We start from the raw sequence: 19366 nt of genomic DNA, 5'->3' as shown, positions 1-19366 counted from the left end.
GGGACCGCTGACTGATGACCTTTACCGTGCGACAGGCCCTTGCAGCCGATGCCATCGCCCTCCCCACCATCGAGCGTTCGGCCGCCGCGCTGTTTCGCCTCGACCCTTCACTGGCCTGGCTGGCGGATGCCACCGTGCCGCAGGCCTCGGCGCATTTACCGGCCATTGAACAGGGCGCACTGTGGGTCGCGCAAAACAACGACGGGCAACTTGCAGGTTTTTTAAGGGCGGTGACTGTCGACCAACAGTTGCACATTGAGGAACTGTCCGTCAGCCAACACTTTCAGGGCCGGGGCGTCGGTCGCAAGTTGCTGTTGGCGGCGATTGAACAGGCGCGTCTGTGGCAACTTCGGGCGGTGACGCTGACGACGTTTCGCGATCTGCCGTGGAATGCGCCGTTCTATCAACGCATGGGTTTTGCGCTATTGAACGCCGACGACAGCGACGCACGTCTGAACCATGTATTGCGCGATGAAATCGCTCACGGATTGCCCGGCGAGCGACGTTGCGCCATGCGTCTGATCCTTACGCCGTCGCCTTGAGATCGACCCCCAGCGCCTGGGCGAACGCCTTGACCAACGGACTGCGCACGGTGTTGTGCCGCAGGATCAGATTGAACGGCGTGTCGAAGTGGATCAGCTCCGGGCACACCGCGCGAAACTGCCCGGCGGCAACCAGCGTGGCGGCGTAGTGCTGGGGCAGAAAGCCCACGAAACGCCCGGTCTTGATCAACAATGCCACCGCTTCGACCTGGGTCGCCGAGGCGGAAAAACTGTCGTAGCGGGCGAAGTTGAGCTTGTCGCGATGGATCGCGTAGCGGTGGTTGATGCACTCGTAATCCTGCAGCACGTTGCCGCCCATCTGCTCCGCCGGCATCTCGAACAACGGGTGGCCGACAGCGCAGTAAGCCTGCGAGCGTTCCTCATAGAGCGGGTAATAATCGAACTCTTCGCGTTTTTGATAAACCGGGACTATTCCGGCAACTAAGCGCCCTTCAACTACGCCTCTTTCCACTTCATCCAGCTGGGTGGCTTGAAGTTGAAATCTTACTTTCGGCGAATGTTCATTTATCTTTCTGAGCGCAGCAACTAACGGCGAATTATCGTCACTGATCGTATTATCGATCACCCCCACTCCAAGATCGCCGATAAGTTCGTTCTGCGCCGAACTAAGCCGGTCACGAAAGTTGTCGACCGAGGCAAACAGATCAATCGACGCCTGATACACCAGACGCCCTTCTTCGGTGAGATGAAACCCTTCGCGCCCCCGGGTACACAGGCGCATGCCGATGCGGATTTCCAGGTCGGAGATCTGCTTGCTGATCGCGGCCAGGCCCACGTTCAGCTCGTTTTGCGCCGCGCTGAAGCCGCCGGCCTCGACCACCGCCTTAAACACCTTGAGCAGTTTGAAATCCAGTCCGCTGAGGGCCAAAGGTGCCCGGTGAGCGGTTTTGACCGGTGGGTTTCCGGAATTGGAAAGTGGGGTTTCCATAATGCTGATTTACCTCTGGCGCAATGTTCAACAATCTGTGTCCAACAACAAAAACATCGCCGGCTAATAATAATGATCACAGAAAACCAGCCTTGGCAACCGCCAGAAAATCCCGAACATCAGTGCCAACTCACTGATCGCCAAACATTAAAAGCTGACACTTCGATCAGCTCTTGTCTCTTTGCAACTGCCCTCTTGAATACTGCTTTGGCCTGATTCTGTCCGCTGCTGCTGTTCGCTGAATAGCCAGCGCGATTTCAGGGCCCGGCACATCGATTTCAGTTCGCGTTACCGACGAGGAAAACAACCAATGTCTCAAACCACCGACCGTCTCTGGGGTGCCCGTTTCAAAAGCGGCCCGTCCGCAGCCCTGGCGGCCCTGTCCCGTTGCCCCGAGCGCTATTTCCGCCTGACGCCGTACGATCTGGCCGGCTCCAAGGCCCACGCCGGGGAACTGCAACGTGCCGGCCTGCTCGACGAGCAGGAAACCCGCACGATGATCGAAGCCCTGGACGGCATCGGTGCCGATTTTTCTGCCGGGCGCATCGCCCCGACCCTGGACGACGAAGACGTTCACACCTTCATCGAGCGCCTGCTGACCGAACGCCTCGGCGCACTGGGCGGCAAGCTGCGCGCCGGCCGTTCACGCAACGACCAGACCGCCAACGACCTGCGCCTGTTCCTGCGTGATCACGTGCGCACCCTGGCCGTGGAAGTCCTGGCCCTGCAAACGGCGCTGGTGGATCAGGCCGAGCAGCATGTCGAAAGCATCTGCCCGGGCTTCACCCACTTGCAGCAGGCGCAACCGATCGTGTTCGCCCATCACCTGCTGGCCCACGCGCAATCGATGCTGCGCGACGTGCAACGTCTGGTGGACTGGGACGCGCGCACTTCGCTGTCGCCCCTCGGTGCCGCGGCCATGGCCGGTTCCGCGATCGCTCGCCAGCCGCAGCAATCGGCCAGGGAAATGGGCTACGCCGGGGTCTGCGAAAACTCCATCGACGCCGTGGCCAGCCGTGATCACGTCGCCGAATTCCTGTTCATCGCCAGCATGCTCGGGATCAACATCTCGCGTCTGGCCGAAGAGTTCTGCCTGTGGTCGTCGCGCCAGTTCCGCTGGGTCGATCTGGACGACGCCTACGCCACCGGCAGCTCGATCATGCCGCAGAAGAAAAACCCGGACATCGCCGAACTGGCGCGGGGCAAGGCTGGGCGTCTGATCGGCAACCTGACCGGCCTGCTGTCGACGCTCAAATCCCTGCCGCTGTCGTACAACCGCGACCTGAGCGAAGACAAGAACGGCGTGCTCGACAGCGTCGACACCTTGCTGCTGGTGCTGCCGGCCATGGCCGGGATGGTCGCGACCATGACCGTCAACGTCGAGGAACTGCGGCGTCAGGCACCGCTGGGTTTCACCCTCGCCACTGAAGTCGCCGACTGGCTGGCCGTGCGCGGCGTGCCGTTCAAGGAAGCTCACGAAATCACCGGCGCACTGGTTCAGGCCTGCGAAAAACACGACCTCGAATTGTGGGAAGCCTCGCCGGCGCTGCTGGCCGAGATCGACCCGCGCCTCACGGCAGACGTGCGTGACAGCCTGACCCTGGAAGCCGCCATCGCAGCACGCAGCGGCTGGGGCGGCACCGCACCGCAACAGGTGCGCGAGCAGATCGGCCGCCTGAAAACCGCCCTCGCCGCGCAGCAACAGTGGACCGAAAACTACCAGGGCTTCCGCCTCTAAGCCGGGTCCCCCTCCCACCGGGAGGGGGTTGATCGAAAAGTACAGTGTACGGAGAAACACCATGAGCCAGACTCAGGCAGAACGACTCCAGGCGGAGCGCAAACTGGCGGAAAACCAGTTCGACATTACCCAGTACCAGCATGTGCCACGGCGTTATTACGGGCGGATTTTCTTCGCCACCGTGATCGTCATCGCCATCATCGGCCTGGTGCGGGCCTTCGCCGAAGGCAAGATCGAATGGTCGTACATCGGCCAGTTCCTCACCTCCGAAGCGATCATGTGGGGCCTGTTCAACACGATCATCATGGCCGTACTCGCCATGGCGCTGGGCATCGTGTTCGGCGTGATCACCGCGATCATGCGCATGTCGGCCAACCCGATCCTGCGCTACGTGGCCGTGACCTACACCTGGCTGTTTCGCGGTACGCCGCTGATTCTGCAACTGCTGTTGTGGTTCAACCTGGCGCTGATCTTCCCCACCATCGGCATTCCCGGCCTGTTCGAACTCGACACCGTGAGCCTGATGACCCCGTTCGTGGCCGCCCTGCTCGGCTTGAGCATCAACCAGGGCGCCTACACCGCCGAAGTGGTGCGCGCCGGCCTGCTGTCGGTGGACACCGGCCAGTACGAAGCCGCCAAGTCCATCGGCATGCCGCGCTTGCAGGCGCTGCGCCGGATCATCCTGCCGCAGGCCATGCGGATCATCATTCCGCCGGTCGGTAACGAATTCATCGGCATGGTGAAAATGACCTCGCTGGCGAGCGTCATCCAGTACTCGGAACTGCTCTACAACGCCCAGAACATCTACTACGCCAACGCCCGGGTCATGGAGCTGCTGATCGTCGCCGGTATCTGGTACCTGGCCACCGTCACCGTCCTGTCCTTTGGTCAAAGCCGTCTGGAGCGTCGTTTCGCTCGCGGCGCCGGCAAGCGTTCTTGAGGAGTCGAACATGAGAAACATCGTCAAGGCCGTGAGCCTGAACAAATATTACGACCAGTACCACGCGCTCAAGGACATCAACATCGAGGTCGAGCAAGGCGAAGTGCTGTGCATCATCGGCCCGTCGGGCTCGGGCAAGAGCACCCTGCTGCGCTGCGTCAACCAGTTGGAAAAGATCGACAAGGGCGGCCTCTGGGTCGACGGCGAACTGGTCGGCTACCGCGTCGTCGGGCACAAGCTGCACGAACTCAACGAGTCGCAGATCGCCCGCCAGCGCCTGGCCACCGGCATGGTGTTCCAGCGCTTCAACCTGTTCCCGCACATGACCGTGCTGCAAAACATCATCGAAGGCCCGTGCCAGGTGCTCAAGCGTTCGCCCAAGGAGGCGCACGAAGAAGCCCTGGAGCTGCTGGCCCGGGTCGGCCTGGCCGACAAACGCAACAGCTACCCGATTGAACTGTCGGGCGGTCAGCAGCAACGGGTGGCGATTGCCCGCGCGCTGGCCATGCGACCCAAGCTGATGCTGTTCGATGAACCCACTTCGGCACTCGACCCGGAACTGGTCGGTGAGGTGCTGTCGGTGATGCGCGATCTGGCGCAGACCGGCATGACCATGATCGTCGTCACCCATGAACTGGGCTTCGCCCGGGAGGTTTCCAACCGCATGGTGTTCATGGACGGCGGGCAGATCGTGGAGGCTGGAAGCCCCGAAGAAATACTAATAAGTCCGCAAAACCCGCGCACCCAAAGCTTCATTTCTGCCGTTCGAACCTGAGGCCCCTTTGGCCTTCACAACACTCATAAGAGAACGTCCATGAAGAACTTCGTCATTCCAGCAGTACTCACCTCCCTCATGTCTTGCGGTGTCGCCGTGGCCGCCGAGTTGCCGGCCAGCATCAAGGAGAAAGGCGAGATCGTCGTCGCGATCATGCCCAACTATCCGCCGATGGATTTCAAGGACCCGGCCACCAACAAGCTCACCGGCCTTGACTACGATCTGGGCAACGCCCTGGCCGAGCGTCTCGGGGTGAAGATCAAGTGGCAGGAAACCGGCTTCGAGCAAATGATCAACGCCCTGACCACCGACCGCGTGGACATGGTCCTGTCGGGCATGACCGACACCGCCGAGCGCCAGGCCAGCGTGACCTTCGTCGACTACTTCACCAGCGGCCCGCAGTTCTACACCTTGCAGAAGAACACCGCGACCAACGAGATCATCGACCTGTGCGGCAAGAAAGTCGGCACCAGCCGCCGCACCACGTTCCCGGCGGAAATCGCCGAGTGGAGCAAGGCCAACTGTGAAGCCGCCGGCAAACCGGCGATCAACGTGATCGGCACCGAAGGCTCGGCCGACGCCCGTGCGCAACTGCGCCAGAGCCGCATTGATGCGGCGATGCAGGGCAGCGAAACCCTGTCGTACCTCAAGACCCAGGAAAAGGACATGTACAAAACGGTCGGCCAGCCGATCTCCGTGCAGTTCACCGGGCTGGGTGTGAGCAAGAAGAAGCCTGAACTGAGTGAAGCGGTGAAGGTGGCGCTGCAGAGCATGGTGGATGACGGCAGCTATAACGCGATTCTGAAGAAGTGGGATCTGGAGTTGGGTGCGATCAAGGACGTGACCATTAACGCGGGCAAGTAAACCTTCGCCACGGATGCCCGGCTGCGATCTTTTGATTGATCGTTCCCACGCTCTGCGTGGGAATGCAGCCGGGGACGCTCTGCGTCCCGAACAAAGATCGCAGCCTTCGGCAGTTCCTACAGATGAGTATCGGAGCGCTGTGATGTCTTCATCACCCCAACCCACCTGGCCCGACCAGCACAAAGCCTGCCTCGCCCTGGCCTTCGACCTCGATGGCCCCACCGGCGATGCCATGCTTAACGGCTCGATCTGGCACAAACCCGAATACTTCGGCTTCGGCGGCTACGGCCCCTACCGCGCCCTGCCGCGCCTGCTGGATCTGCTCGACACCTTCAAGATCCCGACCACCTTCTTCGTCCCCGCCTGGGTCGTGGAAAACTGGCCGAAACAATGCCAGGCCATCGTCGAGCGCGGTCATGAAGTCGCCTACCACGGCTACAAACACGAATCCTTCTACGCCCTGACGCTGGACCAGCAGCAGGCCGTGATGAACAAGTCCCGCGACGTGTTCTGGCAATACCTGCACATCCGCGCCGAAGGTTTTCGCACCCCGTCGGGTGACTGGCGCGCGGAAACCCCGGCGATGCTGGCCGACAACGGCGTCATCTATTCCAGCAGCATGCGCGGCGATGACCGCCCGTATCTGGTCAACGTCCCCGGCCACGACACACCGCTGGTGGAGATTCCCGGCCGCTGGGAAATGGACGACTACGCCTCCCTCGCCTACACCCGCGCACCGAACTTCCCGTCCGGGCTCGACCGCACCGCCAGCTACGAGCTGACCCTCGACAACTGGCAGCGCGAGTACGACGGCGCGATGGACGAAGGCCTGTGCCTGACCACCCTGTTCCACCCGAAAATCACCGGCAAACCGGGGCGCATCCTGTTGCTGGAGAAACTCTTCGACCACATGCGCCAGCGCGATGACGTGTGGTTCGCCACCTGCCGCGACATCGCCCGCTGGTGGCTGAAGGAGCATCACCATGGCTGACGCTGACAACTTCTGGCCCGCCGGCAAACGCTGCGCGGTGGTGCTGACCGTCGATTACAACGACATCCACGGCATTCTCACCCAGGCCCCGGAAGTCGTCGGGCGCGACAAGACGCTGTCGGTGTGGCGCTACGGCACGCAACGCGGCGTCGAGCGTTTGCTCGGCCTGTTCAGGGAACTCGGGGTGCGCAGCAGCTGGTTCGTGCCCGGCATCGTTGCCGAAGAAAACCCGCAGCACATCGCCGCGATTCTGGCTGACGGGCATGAAATCGCCTGCGCCGGTTACCGCCATCAGGATTACGACACGCTGGATCTGGCGGCGCAAAGCGCCGAAGTCGCCAAGGGCTGTGCGGCGCTGGAAGCACTTACCGGCGTGCATCCAACCGGCTTCCGGATTCCGGCGGGTAACGGCGCGCCGGGCTTCATCGAAGCCTTGAAAGATCACGGCATTCTCTGGTCTTCCTCATGGCGTGGCGATGACCTGCCGTTCTTGCACCCGACCGCGCCCGAAGTGGTCGAGTTGCCGCTGCATTACGAACTGGAAGACGAACCCTACTTCGCCTTCAACCTGAGCCCGGCCGTACCGCCGGCGCAATCGCGGATCGCCTCTTACAGCCACACCCTGGGCAACCTGCAAATGGACTTCGCCGGGTTCCACCGCTTCGGCTTGTGCTACGTGCTGCGCCTGCACCCGGAAATCATCGCCACACCGGGGCGCATCGGCGTGCTGCGGGAATTGCTGCAAGGCATTCAGCAGCATGACGACGTGTGGATCGCCACCGGCGCCGAAGTCGCGCAGTGGTGGGCGCAGACGGCGGTGCCGGTTGCGCAGGATCATCCGGCGTCGGTGTATGAGCGCCATTATCGGGACTACCTCGTATGACCGAACGCATGCAGCGGCTGGCGCAGTTTTGCGTCGAGACCCGCTTTGAAGACCTGCCGCCAGCGTTGGTGGAGCAGGCCAAGCGGCACATTCTCGACACCTTTGGCGCAGCACTGGCCGGGGCCGACAGTGCGGTGGCGCTTCAGGCGCGGCAGGTGTTCGGCGCCGAGCCGGGCACCGCGTTGGTCTGGGGTTCATCGTTGCGGGTCGGCGCGGGGCATGCGGCATTGCTCAACGGCATCGCCGCCCATGCGCTGGAGCTGGACGACACCGGCGGGTGCGATCACTCGGGCGCGGTGGTGCTTCCGGCGGTGATGGCGGCACTGTCGCTGGTGGATCGGCCGGTGGACGGTCGCGAGTTCATCACCGCCGTGGTGATCGGCTACGAAATCGGCCGGCGGGTGCTGGAGGCCTGCGGCAGTTATTCGGCGCACAACGGCGCCGGCTGGCATTCGACCGCCACTTGCGGCGTGTTCGGCGCGGCGGCGGCCTGTGCGCGGATCTTTGCGCTGGATGTCGGGCAAACCGTGTCGGCGCTGGGCATCGCCGGCAGTTTCAGCGGCGGGTTGTGGGCGTTCATCCATGACGGTTCGCAAAGCAAGAAACTGCACAGCGGCCGGGCGGCCGAGGGCGGTTTGCTCGCGGCGCGTTTTGCCCGTGAAGGCGTCAGCGGGCCGTCGGTATTGTTCGAGGATGTCTGGGGTGGTTTTCTCAAGACCCTGGCGCCAAGCAGCGCGCAACCGGATGCGCTGGATGCCGAATTGGGGCGTGTGTGGAAACTCGCGCGCTGTTCGATCAAACCCTACGCCGCTTGCCGTGGCACCCATTCGGCCATCGATGCGCTTGGGTTGTTGCTGGAGCAATTGCAGGTCGGCGCCGATCAGGTGGAAGACGTCCAGGTGAACCTGTGCGGGTTTCTGCTCGACATGTGCGGCGGTCGCGACATCCAAAGTCTGGCCGCCGCGCAAATGAGCCTGCCCTACGCCCTCGCCGCGCGACTGGTGCACGGCCATTGCCGGCTCGAGGCTTACGACGAACAGCCGCGCGACGATCCGCGTATTGCCCATTGGCTGACGCGCATTCGCCTTGAAGTGGATGAGCGACTATCGGAGGATGGCGAGCCGGTGGTCGTGGTGCGAACCCGCGACGGGCGTCAGACGAGTCTGTGTGTCGAGGTGCCGCTGGGCGCGCCGGGCAATCCGCTGAGCGAGGCGGCGCTGGAGGAGAAGTTTTTCAGTCTGGCGCTGCGGGTGATTCCACCGGTCAAGGCCGAGCCGTTACTGGCGCAACTGCGGCAACTGCAAACGCTGGATTCCGTGCGCAATCTTGAGCACCTGTTAACCGAATAAGGACATTTGATTTTCCGTGGCCACCTACTCGCTCGTTATCCGCCGCCTGATGATCGTCTCGCTGACCATCGTCGTCAGCCGCGCCATCACCAGTCCGTTGCTCACGCTGTTTCTGAGCAACAAGCTCGGCCTCAACCAACAGGATGTCGGGTTGTTGCTGGGCATCGCGGTGTTCATCGCCACCCTGCTCGCGCTGTACGGTGGCTACATCATCGACCGGCTGGAAAAGCGCCGGTTGCTGATTCTGGCGATGCTTTCCAGCGCCATCGGCTTCGTGCTGCTGACCTTCGCCAAAGACCTGTATCTGACGACCCTGACGCTGGTCATCACCGAAACCGCTTCGGCGCTGTTCCTGATCGGCTCCAAGGCGATCCTCAGTGAAAACCTGCCCATGGGCCAACGGGCCAAGGCGTTTTCCCTGCGCTACACCCTGACCAACATCGGCTACGCCACCGGCCCGATGCTCGGCGTGGTAATCGCCGGGGTCTACCCGATTGCGCCCTTCCTGATTGCCGCCGGCATCGCTTTCGGCAGCATCTTCCTGATGATCGGGATTCCCAAGGATGCCAGCCCGGTCGCCGCCATCGGCCAGCCGCAAAGTTTCCTGAAAACCCTCATCACCCTGAAAAACGACCGCACGTTGATCATGTTCACCTGCGGCTGTCTGCTCAGCACCGTGGTCCACGGCCGCTTCACCCTGTACCTGTCGCAATACCTGCTGGTGGTCGAGGATTCGCAACGGGCGTTACAAACCATGGCTGCCCTGCTCGCCTGCAACGCCATCGCGGTGATTCTGCTGCAGTACCAGATCGGCCGCTTCCTCAACCGGGAAAAACTGCGCTACTGGATCGCCGCCGGCACCAGCCTGTTCATCGTTGGATTGATCGGCTTCAGCCTGGCCGACAGCCTGGTGTCGTGGTGCATCGCGATGTTCATCTTCACCCTCGGCGAGATGATCATTTACCCGTCGGAATTTCTGTTCGTCGACACCCTGGCGCCCGAAGAACTGCGCGGCAGCTATTACGGCGCGCAGAACCTGGCGGCGCTGGGTGGCGCGTTGAGCCCGGTGATTTGCGGTTTCCTGCTGATGCACACGCCGGCGCCGACCATGTTCTACGCCCTCAGCGCACTGACGGCGATGGGCGGGTTCCTGTGTTTCATGAGCGGGCGTCGCGTGGCTTTACTTCACAAATAATGCACTGAAACTGCATTTATATGAATTTGTCAGCATCGTGATTGCTTGGCACACTGTGCGCGTTCCTCCCCCAATAGTTGGAACACTTCGAAGGACTTTCCGCGCTTACGGACAAGTCCTTTTTTTTGCCCTGAATTTCGCAAAGGATCGATTCTGCATGCTCGCTCGCTGGTTGCCCGCCGCCATCAACACCCGCCCCACTGAATGGAGCCGCGCCGCCATCGGCATGGCCCTGGGCACGTTGTTCAGTGTTTGGGCGTGCAGTCAGGTGTTCGGCATTGAAGTGGCCTACCACCTGATCGGCCCTCTGGGCGCTTCGGCGGTGCTGTTGTTCGCCGTATCGTCCGGCGCCCTCGCCCAGCCGTGGTCGATCATCGGCGGTTACCTGTGCGCGGGCGTCGTCGCGTTGCTGGTGGCCCACGTCCTCGGCCGAACCCTCGGCAGTGCGTGCCTCGCCGCAGGCATGGCGCTGATCCTGATGTGCTGGCTGCGCTGCCTGCACCCGCCGGCCGGCGCCGTCGCGTTGACCATGGTGCTGGCCGACCCGATGACCATCGCCATGGACTGGAAAGCCCTGGAACCGGCGATGCTCAGCGCCGCGTGCCTGCTGCTCGCCGCACTGGCCTACAACAACCTCACCCGCATTCGCTATCCGAAACGCCCCGCAGAACCCGCGCCGGCCGTGGCGCCGGTCGATACTCAGTCCATCACGGCCGAGGATCTGAAACGGGCACTGGCCGATATGGAGGCGTTCATCGACGTCACGCCGGAGGATCTGGAACAGTTGATTCATGCCAGTGAACTGCACGCCAAACGGCGCAGCATTGGTCAGGTGTTCCGCTGAGTCCGGAGCCTGTACCTGTCAGCGTTGTCGATTGAAAAGAAGCCGCGATCCCGTGCATTTGGCCTAAGGTAAAAATGCAGACAGCCCGTGCACATATCCCCGTTGTACACGGCAAATTTGCACTGTTACGATCCGCTAACGCTCGCGCGCGAGCTTCTCGAATAAAGACAATAAAAGCAGGGAGTTAGTGATGACTGCTCAGGCTTCATCCCCGCGGACTTCGTCCATGGATGCCACGCCGCACGAAGTGCTGGCCGAGGTTCGCAATCACATCGGTCATCTGACCCTCAACCGCCCCGCCGGCCTCAATGCCCTGACCCTCGACATGGTGCGCCAGCTCCAGCAGCATCTGGACGCCTGGGCCGCCGATGCCGATATCCACGCGGTGGTGCTGCGCGGTGCCGGCGAAAAAGCCTTTTGCGCCGGTGGCGACATTCGCTCGCTCTACGACAGTTTCAAAAGCGGCGACACGCTGCACGAAGATTTCTTCGTCGAGGAATACGCCCTCGACCTGACGATCCACCACTACCGCAAACCGGTGCTGGCGCTGATGGACGGTTTCGTCCTCGGCGGCGGCATGGGCCTGGTGCAAGGCGCCGACCTGCGGGTGGTCACCGAGAAGAGCCGTCTGGCGATGCCGGAAGTGGCGATCGGTTATTTCCCGGATGTCGGTGGCAGTTATTTCCTGCCACGGATTCCCGGTGAACTGGGGATTTATCTGGGCGTCAGCGGCGTGCAGATCCGTGCGGCGGATGCGCTGTATTGCGGCCTCGCCGACTGGTATCTGGACAGCAGCAAACTCGGCATCCTCGACGAACAGCTCGATCACCTGGAGTGGCACGACACGCCGCTCAAAGACCTGCAAAACCTGCTGGCCCGCCACGCCGTGCAAACCCTGCCCGATGCGCCGCTCGAAGCCTTGCGTCCGGCCATCGACCACTTCTTCGCTTTGCCTGACGTGCCGAGCATCGTCGAGCAACTGCGCGCCGTGACCGTCGCCGACAGCCACGAATGGGCGACCACCACCGCCGACCTGCTGGAAACCCGCTCGCCGCTGGCCATGGGTGTGACCCTGGAAATGCTCCGTCGCGGCCGCCATCTGAGCCTGGAACACTGCTTCGCCCTCGAACTGCATCTGGATCGCCAGTGGTTCGAACGCGGCGACCTGATCGAAGGCGTGCGCGCCCTTCTGATCGACAAAGACAAATCACCACACTGGAATCCGCCGACCTTGACCGCGCTGCACGCCGAACAGGTCGCGAGTTTCTTCCACGGTTTCGCAGAGAGCGGGAGCTGAGCCATGCACGATCTCGAATTGACTGAAGACCAGATCATGATCCGCGACATGGCCCGGGACTTTGCCCGTGGCGAAATCGCCCCCCACGCACAAGCCTGGGAAAAGGCCGGCTGGATCGATGACGCTCTGGTGGCAAAGATGGGCGAACTCGGCTTGCTGGGCATGGTAGTGCCGGAAGAATGGGGCGGCACCTACGTCGACTACGTGGCCTATGCGCTGGCGGTGGAAGAGATTTCCGCCGGTGACGGTGCCACCGGCGCGTTCATGAGCATCCACAACTCGGTGGGCTGCGGGCCGGTGCTCAACTACGGCAGCAAAGAACAGAAACAGACCTGGCTGGCGGACCTGGCCAGCGGCGCGGTAATCGGCTGCTTCTGCCTGACCGAACCCCAGGCCGGCTCCGAAGCGCACAACCTGCGCACCCGCGCCGAACTGCGCGACGGGCAATGGGTGATCAACGGCGCCAAGCAATTTGTCAGCAACGGCAAGCGGGCGAAACTGGCGATCGTGTTTGCGGTGACAGATCCGGATCTGGGCAAGCGTGGCATCTCGGCGTTTCTGGTGCCGACCGACACGCCGGGCTTCATCGTCGATCGCACCGAACACAAGATGGGCATCCGCGCTTCCGATACCTGCGCAGTGACGCTGAACAATTGCAGCATTCCCGAAGCCAATCTGCTGGGTGAACGCGGTAAAGGTCTGGCGATTGCCCTTTCCAACCTGGAAGGCGGACGTATCGGTATCGCCGCGCAAGCATTGGGCATCGCCCGTGCAGCGTTCGAAGCGGCGCTGGGTTATGCCCGTGATAGGGTGCAGTTCGGTAAAGCGATTGTCGAGCATCAGAGCATCGCCAACCTGCTGGCGGACATGCAGATGCAGATCAACGCGGCCCGCTTGATGATCCTGCACGCGGCGCGGCTGCGCACGGCGGGCAAACCGTGTCTGTCGGAGGCTTCGCAGGCCAAGCTGTTTGCGTCGGAGATGGCTGAAAAGGTGTGTTCGTCAGCGATTCAGATTCATGGCGGGTATGGGTATCTGGAGGATTACCCGGTTGAGAAGTACTACCGGGATGCGCGGATTACCCAGATTTATGAGGGGTCGAGCGAGATACAGCGGATGGTGATTGCTCGGGAGTTGAAGAACTATCAGTTGTAACCGTGTCGGCCCCTTTCCCTCACCCCAGCCCTCTCCCGGAGGGAGAGGGAGCCGACCGAGGTGTCTCAGGTTTGACATCGACCTGAAACATCCCGGTCGATTATGGAATTGCCAAACGAAGACACCAATCTCGCGCTATTCAAGCCTGAGTTCAACTCGGTAGCTCAGGTCGGTGCAACTCCCGAAAACAACTCGGTCAGTCCCCTCTCCCTTTGGGAGAGGGTTAGGGTGAGGGGGCTCTTGAGGGCGCCGCGTTATTTGCCCTGGAACTCGGCAGGCCGCTTGGCCACAAACGCCGCCATCCCTTCCTTCTGATCCTGCGTCGCAAACGCCGCATGGAACACCCGACGCTCGAAGCGCACGCCTTCAGTCAGGTTCACTTCGAATGCACGATTCACGCTTTCCTTGACCATCATCGCAATCGGCAGCGATTTGCTGGCAATCACTGCCGCGACTTTCAGCGCCTCATCCAGCAACTCGGCACTCGGCACGATCCGCGCGACGATGCCGCAGCGCTCGGCTTCCACCGCGTCGATCATGCGACCGCTCAGGCACATTTCCATGGCCTTGGCCTTGCCCACCGCACGGGTCAGGCGCTGGGTGCCGCCCATGCCCGGCAGCACGCCGAGGTTGATTTCCGGCTGGCCGAATTTGGCGTTGTCGCCGGCCAGAATGAAGTCGCACATCAGCGCCAGTTCACAGCCGCCGCCGAGGGCAAAACCGTTGACCGCCGCGATGATCGGCTTACGGCGGTTGGCCACGCGGTCGCTATCGCTGAACAGGTCGTCCATGTAGATCTGCGGGTAGGTCAGATCGGCCATTTCCTTGATGTCGGCGCCGGCGGCAAAGGCTTTGGTCGAGCCGGTAATGACGATGCAGCCAATGTTCGCGTCGGCTTCAAACCCATCGAGCGCGCGGTTCACTTCGCTGACCAGTTGCGCATTCAGGGCATTCAGCGCCTGCGGGCGATTGAGGGTGATCAGGCCGACGCGGCCATGGGTTTCCAGCAAAATCGTTTCGTAACTCATGTGCAGATTCCTTCTCAAAGATTGCGCGAAATGACCATGCGCTGAATGTCGCTGGTGCCTTCGTAGATCTGGCAGACCCGCACGTCGCGGTAGATGCGCTCCAGCGGGAAGTCGTTGAGGTAACCGTAACCGCCGAGGGTTTGCAAGGCCATGGAGCAGACCTTCTCGGCCATTTCCGAGGCGAACAGTTTGGCCATCGACGCCTCGACCAACGCCGGCTGACCGCTGTCGCGAAGGGCGGCGGCGTAATGCACCATCTGCCGCGCCACGGCGATCTGGGTCGCCATGTCTGCCAAGCGGAACGCCACGGCCTGATGCTCGATGATCGGCTTGCCGAAAGTGTCACGTTCACGGGCGTAATCGCGGGCCGCTTCGAACGCGGCGCGGGCCATGCCCACCGCTTGCGAAGCGATACCGACGCGCCCGCCTTCGAGGTTGGCCAGGGCGATCTTGTAGCCCTCGCCCTCCTCGCCCAACCGGTTGGCTACCGGCACTTTCACGTCTTCGAACAGAATCTGGCAGGTGTCCGAGGCGTGTTGGCCGAGTTTGTCCTCGATGCGGGCTACTTTGTAGCCCGGCGAATCGGTCGGCACGATGAAGGCGCTGATCCCGCGCTTGCCGGCGCTCGGATCGGTGACCGCAAACACGATCACGATCCCGGCATTCTGCCCGGAGGTGATGAACTGTTTGCAGCCGTTGAGCACGTAATGATCGCCTTCAAGGCGTGCCCGGGTTTTCAGGCTGCTGGCGTCGGAGCCGGCCTGGGGTTCGGTCAACGCGAAAGCACCAAGCATCTCGCCGCTGGCCAGCGGTTTGAGGAAACGCTCACGCTGGTCGTCGTTGCCGAACTTGAGGATCGGCACGCAACCCACCGAGTTGTGCACGCTCATGATCGTCGAGCAGGCGCCGTCGCCGGCGGCGATTTCTTCCAGGGCCATGGCGTAAGCCAGGTAACCGGTGTCGCAACCGCCCCACTGCTCCGGCACCAGCATGCCGAAGAAGCCCAGCCCGGCCATTTCGCCGATGGCTTCTTTCGGGAAGCGGTGTTCGCGATCCCACTCGGCGGCGAACGGTTTGAGCCGTTCCTCGGCAAACTGCCGGGCCATGTCGCGGATTTGTTGTTGGTCGTCATTGGGAATCATGGCAAATCCTTAACTCGGGTTCAGACGCACTCGACAGCCATTGCCGTGGCCTCACCGCCACCGATACAGATCGCCGCAACGCCGCGTTTCAGGCCTTTCTGGCGCAGGGCCGAGAGCAAGGTCACCACAATCCGCGCGCCGGACGCACCGATCGGATGACCCAACGCGCAGGCACCGCCGTGGATATTCAGCTTGGCGTGAGGAATTTCCAGGTGGGTCATCGCCGCCATGCCGACCACGGCGAACGCTTCGTTGACCTCGAACAGATCGACCTGATCCAGCGACCAGCCGGTTTTCTTCATCAGCTTCTTGATCGCCCCAATCGGTGCCACCGGGAACAGGCCCGGGGTGTCAGCGAAGGCTGCGTGGCCGTGAATCACCGCCAGCGGTTTCAGACCCTGTTTATGCGCTTGCGACTGACGCATCAGCACCAGCGCAGCGGCGCCGTCGGAGATCGAGCTGGAGTTGGCCGCAGTTACCGTACCGCCCTCGCGGAACGCCGGTTTCAGCGAAGCGATCTTGTCCAGTTTGGCTTTTGGCGGCTGCTCGTCGTTGCTGATGACCACTTGTTCCTTGCCGACGGTCACGGTCAGCGGAACGATTTCGTCCTTGAAGCTGCCGTCCTTGATCGCCTGCTGGGCGCGGGTGGTCGAGGCAATGGCGAAAGCATCCTGAGCCTCGCGGCTGAAGCCGTTGGTTTCAGCGCAATCCTCGGCGAAGGTGCCCATCAGGCGGCCCTTGTCGTAGGCGTCTTCGAGGCCGTCGAGGAACATCGAATCCAGCACCCGGCCGTGGCCCATGCGGTAACCGGCACGGGCGCGATCCAGCAGGTACGGCGCGTTGGACATGCTTTCCATGCCGCCGGCGATCACCACATCGGCACTGCCGGCCAGCAGCATGTCGTGGGCCAGGATGGTGGTTTCCATGCCCGAGCCGCACATCTTGTTGACGGTGGTGCAGCGGGTGGACTTGTCCAGTCCGGCGCCCAGCGCAGCCTGACGCGCAGGTGCCTGACCGAGACCGGCCGGCAACACGCAGCCGAACAGCACTTCATCGACCGCATCGGCGGCGACACCGGCGCGTTCAACCGCAGCCTTGATTGCAGCTGCGCCCAGTTGCGGCGCGGTCAAGCTTTTCAGTTCGCCCTGAAAACCGCCCATCGGGGTGCGGACGGCGCTGACGATGACAATCGGATCATTGGAGATGGTCATGGGAAATCCTCCTTACTTGGCGGCCATGCGCAAGGCACCGTCGAGACGGATCACCTCGCCGTTGAGCATGCTGTTTTCAATGATATGCCGCACCAGCGCGGCGTATTCGGCAGGTTTGCCCAGACGCGGCGGGAACGGTACGCCGGCGGCCAGCGAGTCGCGCACTTCCGGGGTCATGCCGGCCATCATCGGGGTTTCGAAAATGCCCGGGGCGATGGTCATCACCCGGATGCCGAAGCGCGCCAGCTCACGGGCCGCAGGCAGGGTCAGGCTGGCGATGGCGCCTTTGGACGCCGAATACGCGGCCTGACCGATCTGGCCGTCGAACGCAGCGACCGAGGCGGTGTTGATGATCACACCGCGCTCGCCGTCAGCGTTGGCTGCGCTTTCGGCAATCGCAGCGGCTGCCAGACGCAGCATGTTGAAACTGCCGATCAGGTTGACGTTGATCACCTGCGCGAAACTGGACAATGCGTGCGGGCCGTTCTTGCCGAGGATTTTCTCGCCGCGAACGATGCCGGCGCAGTTCACCAGACCATTCAGGCTGCCGAAGGCTTTAACGGTCGCCTGCACGGCGGCTTCGGCGGCGGCTTCGTTGCTGATGTCGGCCACCACGCTCTGCGCACCGAGGCGCTGGGCCTGGGCGGCGACGGCGTCGGCGTTCATGTCCACCAGCATCACTTTGGCGCCGGCACTCACCAGCAACTCAGCGGTGGCGACGCCCAGGCCGGACGCGCCGCCGGTGACGATAAAAACCTTGTTCTCGATCTGCATGACTGACTTCCTGATTCAAGCTGAAACGTTGTGCGCCGCGGCCTCTTGAGCCTTGGCGATTTCCTGGTTGCGCAAGATAAAGCGCTGCAATTTGCCGCTCGGGGTTTTCGGCAACTCGCTGACAAATTCGATTTCACGGGGGTACGAATGCGCGGCCAGACGTTTGCGCACGTGTTGCCGCAGTTCTTCGGCCAGCGCCGGTTCGGCACGGTATTGCGGGTTGAGCACGACGAAGGCTTTGACCAGTTCAGTACGTTCCGGATCGGGCTTGCCGACCACTGCGGCTTCAACGACGGCTGGGTGTTCGATCAGTGCACTTTCCACGTCGAACGGGCCGACGCGATAACCGGACGTGGTGATCACGTCATCGCTGCGGCCGACGAAGCTGATGCTGCCGTCCGGGTTCCACTCGACGGTGTCGCCGCTCAGGTAGTAATTGCCGACGAAGGCTTTGGTCGGCGCGCCTTCGTAACCGGCGAACCAGCACATCGGCGACTGTGTGCGGTCGATGGCGAGGATGCCGGGCTGGCCGACGCCGAGTTCATTATTCTGCTCGTCGAGCACCACGATGCGATGGCCCGGCGAAGCAAAACCGGCAGCGCCGAGGTGGATCGGGTGTTCGAGGCCGTGGTGGTTGCACAGGACCATGCCCAGTTCGGTCTGGCCGTAGTGGTCGTGAATGACCACGCCGAGGTTGTCGGCGAACCAGCGAATCACTTCCGGGTTCAACGGCTCACCGGCGCTGCTGACGATGCGCAGTTTGCCCTTGATCGACCTGGCGAACTCATCGCCGCCGGCAATCAGCAGACGATACGCCGTCGGCGAACCGGTGAGGTTGGTGATCCCGTACTTGTTGATCACCCGGCAGGTGCTTTCGAGGGTGAACGGGCCATCGTAGAACGTGATCGGATGGCCCATCGACAACGGACCGGTCACGCCAAAATAGATGCCGTAGGCCCAGCCCGGATCGGCGACGTTCCAGAACGCATCTTCCGGGCGCAGGTCCACGGCGTCACGGGTGTAACTCTGGAACGCGACGATGGCCTTGAGCGGCACCGACAGCGCTTTCGACGGGCCGGTGGTGCCCGAGGTGAACATCAGCAGGAACGGGTCTTCGCCGGTCAGCATCAGCGGTTCGCAGACATTGGAATGGTTGGGCAGCTCGGCCCAGAAACTGAAATCGCCACGGACGATGCCCTGGCCTTTCGGACCGCCGACAGTGACCAGCGTCGGGCAGTCGGCGACTTCACTGAGTTTTGGCCGATTGACTGCATCGGTGACCACGACTTTGGCACCGGAGCAGTTCAGGCGATGTTCGAGGGCCTTGGGGCCGAACGCGGTGAACAGCGGTTGATACACCGCGCCGATGCGCCAGGTGGCGAACACGGTGATCAGCAATTCGATATTGCGTGGCAGCAGGCCGGCGACCTTGTCGCCCTTCTGCACGCCCTGGGCGAGAAGGAAATTGGCGAAACGCGCGGCTTTGTCCTGCAGGTCGCTGAAAGTGTACGTCGCACTGGCGCCGTCGCGGCCTTCCCAGAACAGCGCGATGCGCCCCGGCAAGGCGTGGCGGTCACAACATTCGACGCAGGCGTTGAGCGCCTCGAGCGTGCCGCTGAGCGCGGCATCCACGGTGTGCTGATAATCAAACTGTGCGGTGGCAGACAAGTAATCGCGCATTGCCAGAAT

The 19366-nt window shown here is 62.4% G+C and carries 18 protein-coding genes; 12 read left to right on the top strand and 6 right to left on the bottom strand.

Annotation, left to right across the window (positions count from 1 at the left end):
- Window positions 1-14: 14 nt before the first annotated feature.
- Window positions 15-542, top strand: coding sequence for a GNAT family N-acetyltransferase (locus tag CAF80_RS06250; RefSeq protein ID WP_085666998.1), 528 nt, complete (start codon window positions 15-17; stop codon window positions 540-542).
- Here CAF80_RS06250 and CAF80_RS06245 read toward each other — a convergent pair.
- A complete protein-coding gene (locus CAF80_RS06245; protein ID WP_039768622.1) occupies window positions 526-1491 on the bottom strand; it encodes a LysR family transcriptional regulator in 966 nt (321 codons plus the stop codon). The two genes, CAF80_RS06250 and CAF80_RS06245, sit on opposite strands and share 17 nt — an antisense overlap.
- Before the next feature lie 310 nt (window positions 1492-1801).
- On the opposite strand from CAF80_RS06245, the gene argH reads away from it, so the two are divergent.
- The 11 genes from argH to CAF80_RS06190 all read left to right on the top strand — a co-directional run bounded on the left by argH (window position 1802) and on the right by CAF80_RS06190 (window position 13522).
- A complete protein-coding gene (gene argH, locus CAF80_RS06240) occupies window positions 1802-3229 on the top strand; it encodes an argininosuccinate lyase (RefSeq protein ID WP_039768624.1) in 1428 nt (475 codons plus the stop codon).
- Window positions 3230-3290: 61 nt separating this feature from the next.
- Entirely contained in the window at window positions 3291-4169 is an 879-nt protein-coding gene (locus tag CAF80_RS06235) for an amino acid ABC transporter permease (RefSeq protein ID WP_011334265.1), read from the top strand.
- Window positions 4170-4179: 10 nt separating this feature from the next.
- Window positions 4180-4944 carry an amino acid ABC transporter ATP-binding protein gene (locus CAF80_RS06230; protein WP_039768627.1) on the top strand — a complete coding sequence of 255 codons (765 nt, stop codon included), beginning with the start codon at window positions 4180-4182 and terminating at the stop codon, window positions 4942-4944.
- A 39-nt stretch (window positions 4945-4983) separates the two neighbouring features.
- Window positions 4984-5808, top strand: coding sequence for an ABC transporter substrate-binding protein (locus CAF80_RS06225; RefSeq protein WP_039768629.1), 825 nt, complete (start codon window positions 4984-4986; stop codon window positions 5806-5808).
- A 142-nt stretch (window positions 5809-5950) separates the two neighbouring features.
- Window positions 5951-6799: a polysaccharide deacetylase gene (locus CAF80_RS06220; protein ID WP_085666997.1), complete on the top strand. Its 849-nt coding sequence runs from the start codon at window positions 5951-5953 to the stop codon at window positions 6797-6799.
- Window positions 6792-7682 carry a polysaccharide deacetylase gene (locus CAF80_RS06215; RefSeq protein ID WP_085666996.1) on the top strand — a complete coding sequence of 297 codons (891 nt, stop codon included), beginning with the start codon at window positions 6792-6794 and terminating at the stop codon, window positions 7680-7682. The genes CAF80_RS06220 and CAF80_RS06215 overlap by 8 nt, the downstream gene beginning before the upstream one ends.
- Window positions 7679-9031: an MmgE/PrpD family protein gene (locus tag CAF80_RS06210; protein ID WP_085666995.1), complete on the top strand. Its 1353-nt coding sequence runs from the start codon at window positions 7679-7681 to the stop codon at window positions 9029-9031. Before CAF80_RS06215 ends, CAF80_RS06210 begins: the two co-directional genes overlap by 4 nt.
- Before the next feature lie 16 nt (window positions 9032-9047).
- Window positions 9048-10226, top strand: coding sequence for an MFS transporter (locus CAF80_RS06205; protein WP_039768637.1), 1179 nt, complete (start codon window positions 9048-9050; stop codon window positions 10224-10226).
- A gap of 157 nt (window positions 10227-10383) precedes the next feature.
- Window positions 10384-11070, top strand: coding sequence for an HPP family protein (locus tag CAF80_RS06200; protein WP_085666994.1), 687 nt, complete (start codon window positions 10384-10386; stop codon window positions 11068-11070).
- A 190-nt stretch (window positions 11071-11260) separates the two neighbouring features.
- Window positions 11261-12367 (top strand): enoyl-CoA hydratase/isomerase family protein, encoded by a 1107-nt coding sequence (locus CAF80_RS06195; RefSeq protein ID WP_085666993.1) that lies wholly within the window; start codon window positions 11261-11263, stop codon window positions 12365-12367.
- Between the two features lie 3 nt (window positions 12368-12370).
- Window positions 12371-13522 carry an acyl-CoA dehydrogenase family protein gene (locus CAF80_RS06190; protein WP_085666992.1) on the top strand — a complete coding sequence of 384 codons (1152 nt, stop codon included), beginning with the start codon at window positions 12371-12373 and terminating at the stop codon, window positions 13520-13522.
- A 254-nt stretch (window positions 13523-13776) separates the two neighbouring features.
- Here CAF80_RS06190 and CAF80_RS06185 read toward each other — a convergent pair whose 3' ends face one another.
- Genes CAF80_RS06185 through CAF80_RS06165 form a run of 5 tightly spaced genes read right to left on the bottom strand, consistent with a single transcriptional unit; the run spans window position 13777 to window position 19357 of the window.
- On the bottom strand, window positions 13777-14550 hold the full coding sequence (locus CAF80_RS06185) for an enoyl-CoA hydratase (protein WP_039768644.1): 774 nt from the start codon (window positions 14548-14550) through the stop codon (window positions 13777-13779).
- Window positions 14551-14564: 14 nt separating this feature from the next.
- Window positions 14565-15692: an acyl-CoA dehydrogenase gene (locus CAF80_RS06180; protein WP_085666991.1), complete on the bottom strand. Its 1128-nt coding sequence runs from the start codon at window positions 15690-15692 to the stop codon at window positions 14565-14567.
- A 20-nt stretch (window positions 15693-15712) separates the two neighbouring features.
- The gene (locus CAF80_RS06175; RefSeq protein ID WP_085666990.1) at window positions 15713-16903 is read right to left on the bottom strand and encodes an acetyl-CoA C-acyltransferase; all 1191 of its coding nucleotides are present in this window, start codon (window positions 16901-16903) and stop codon (window positions 15713-15715) included.
- Window positions 16904-16915: 12 nt separating this feature from the next.
- Window positions 16916-17677, bottom strand: a complete 762-nt coding sequence (locus CAF80_RS06170) for an SDR family NAD(P)-dependent oxidoreductase (RefSeq protein WP_085666989.1) — start codon at window positions 17675-17677, stop codon at window positions 16916-16918.
- A 15-nt stretch (window positions 17678-17692) separates the two neighbouring features.
- A complete protein-coding gene (locus CAF80_RS06165; RefSeq protein WP_039768651.1) occupies window positions 17693-19357 on the bottom strand; it encodes an AMP-binding protein in 1665 nt (554 codons plus the stop codon).
- Window positions 19358-19366 lie beyond the last annotated feature (9 nt).

The organism is Pseudomonas sp. B34(2017) (assembly GCF_002112915.1).
In the GTDB taxonomy this organism is placed as follows: Bacteria; Pseudomonadota; Gammaproteobacteria; order Pseudomonadales; family Pseudomonadaceae; genus Aquipseudomonas; species Aquipseudomonas pharyngis.
The sequence above is the reverse complement of the archived record's forward strand: the minus strand, read 5'-3'. Positions and strand labels throughout refer to the sequence as shown.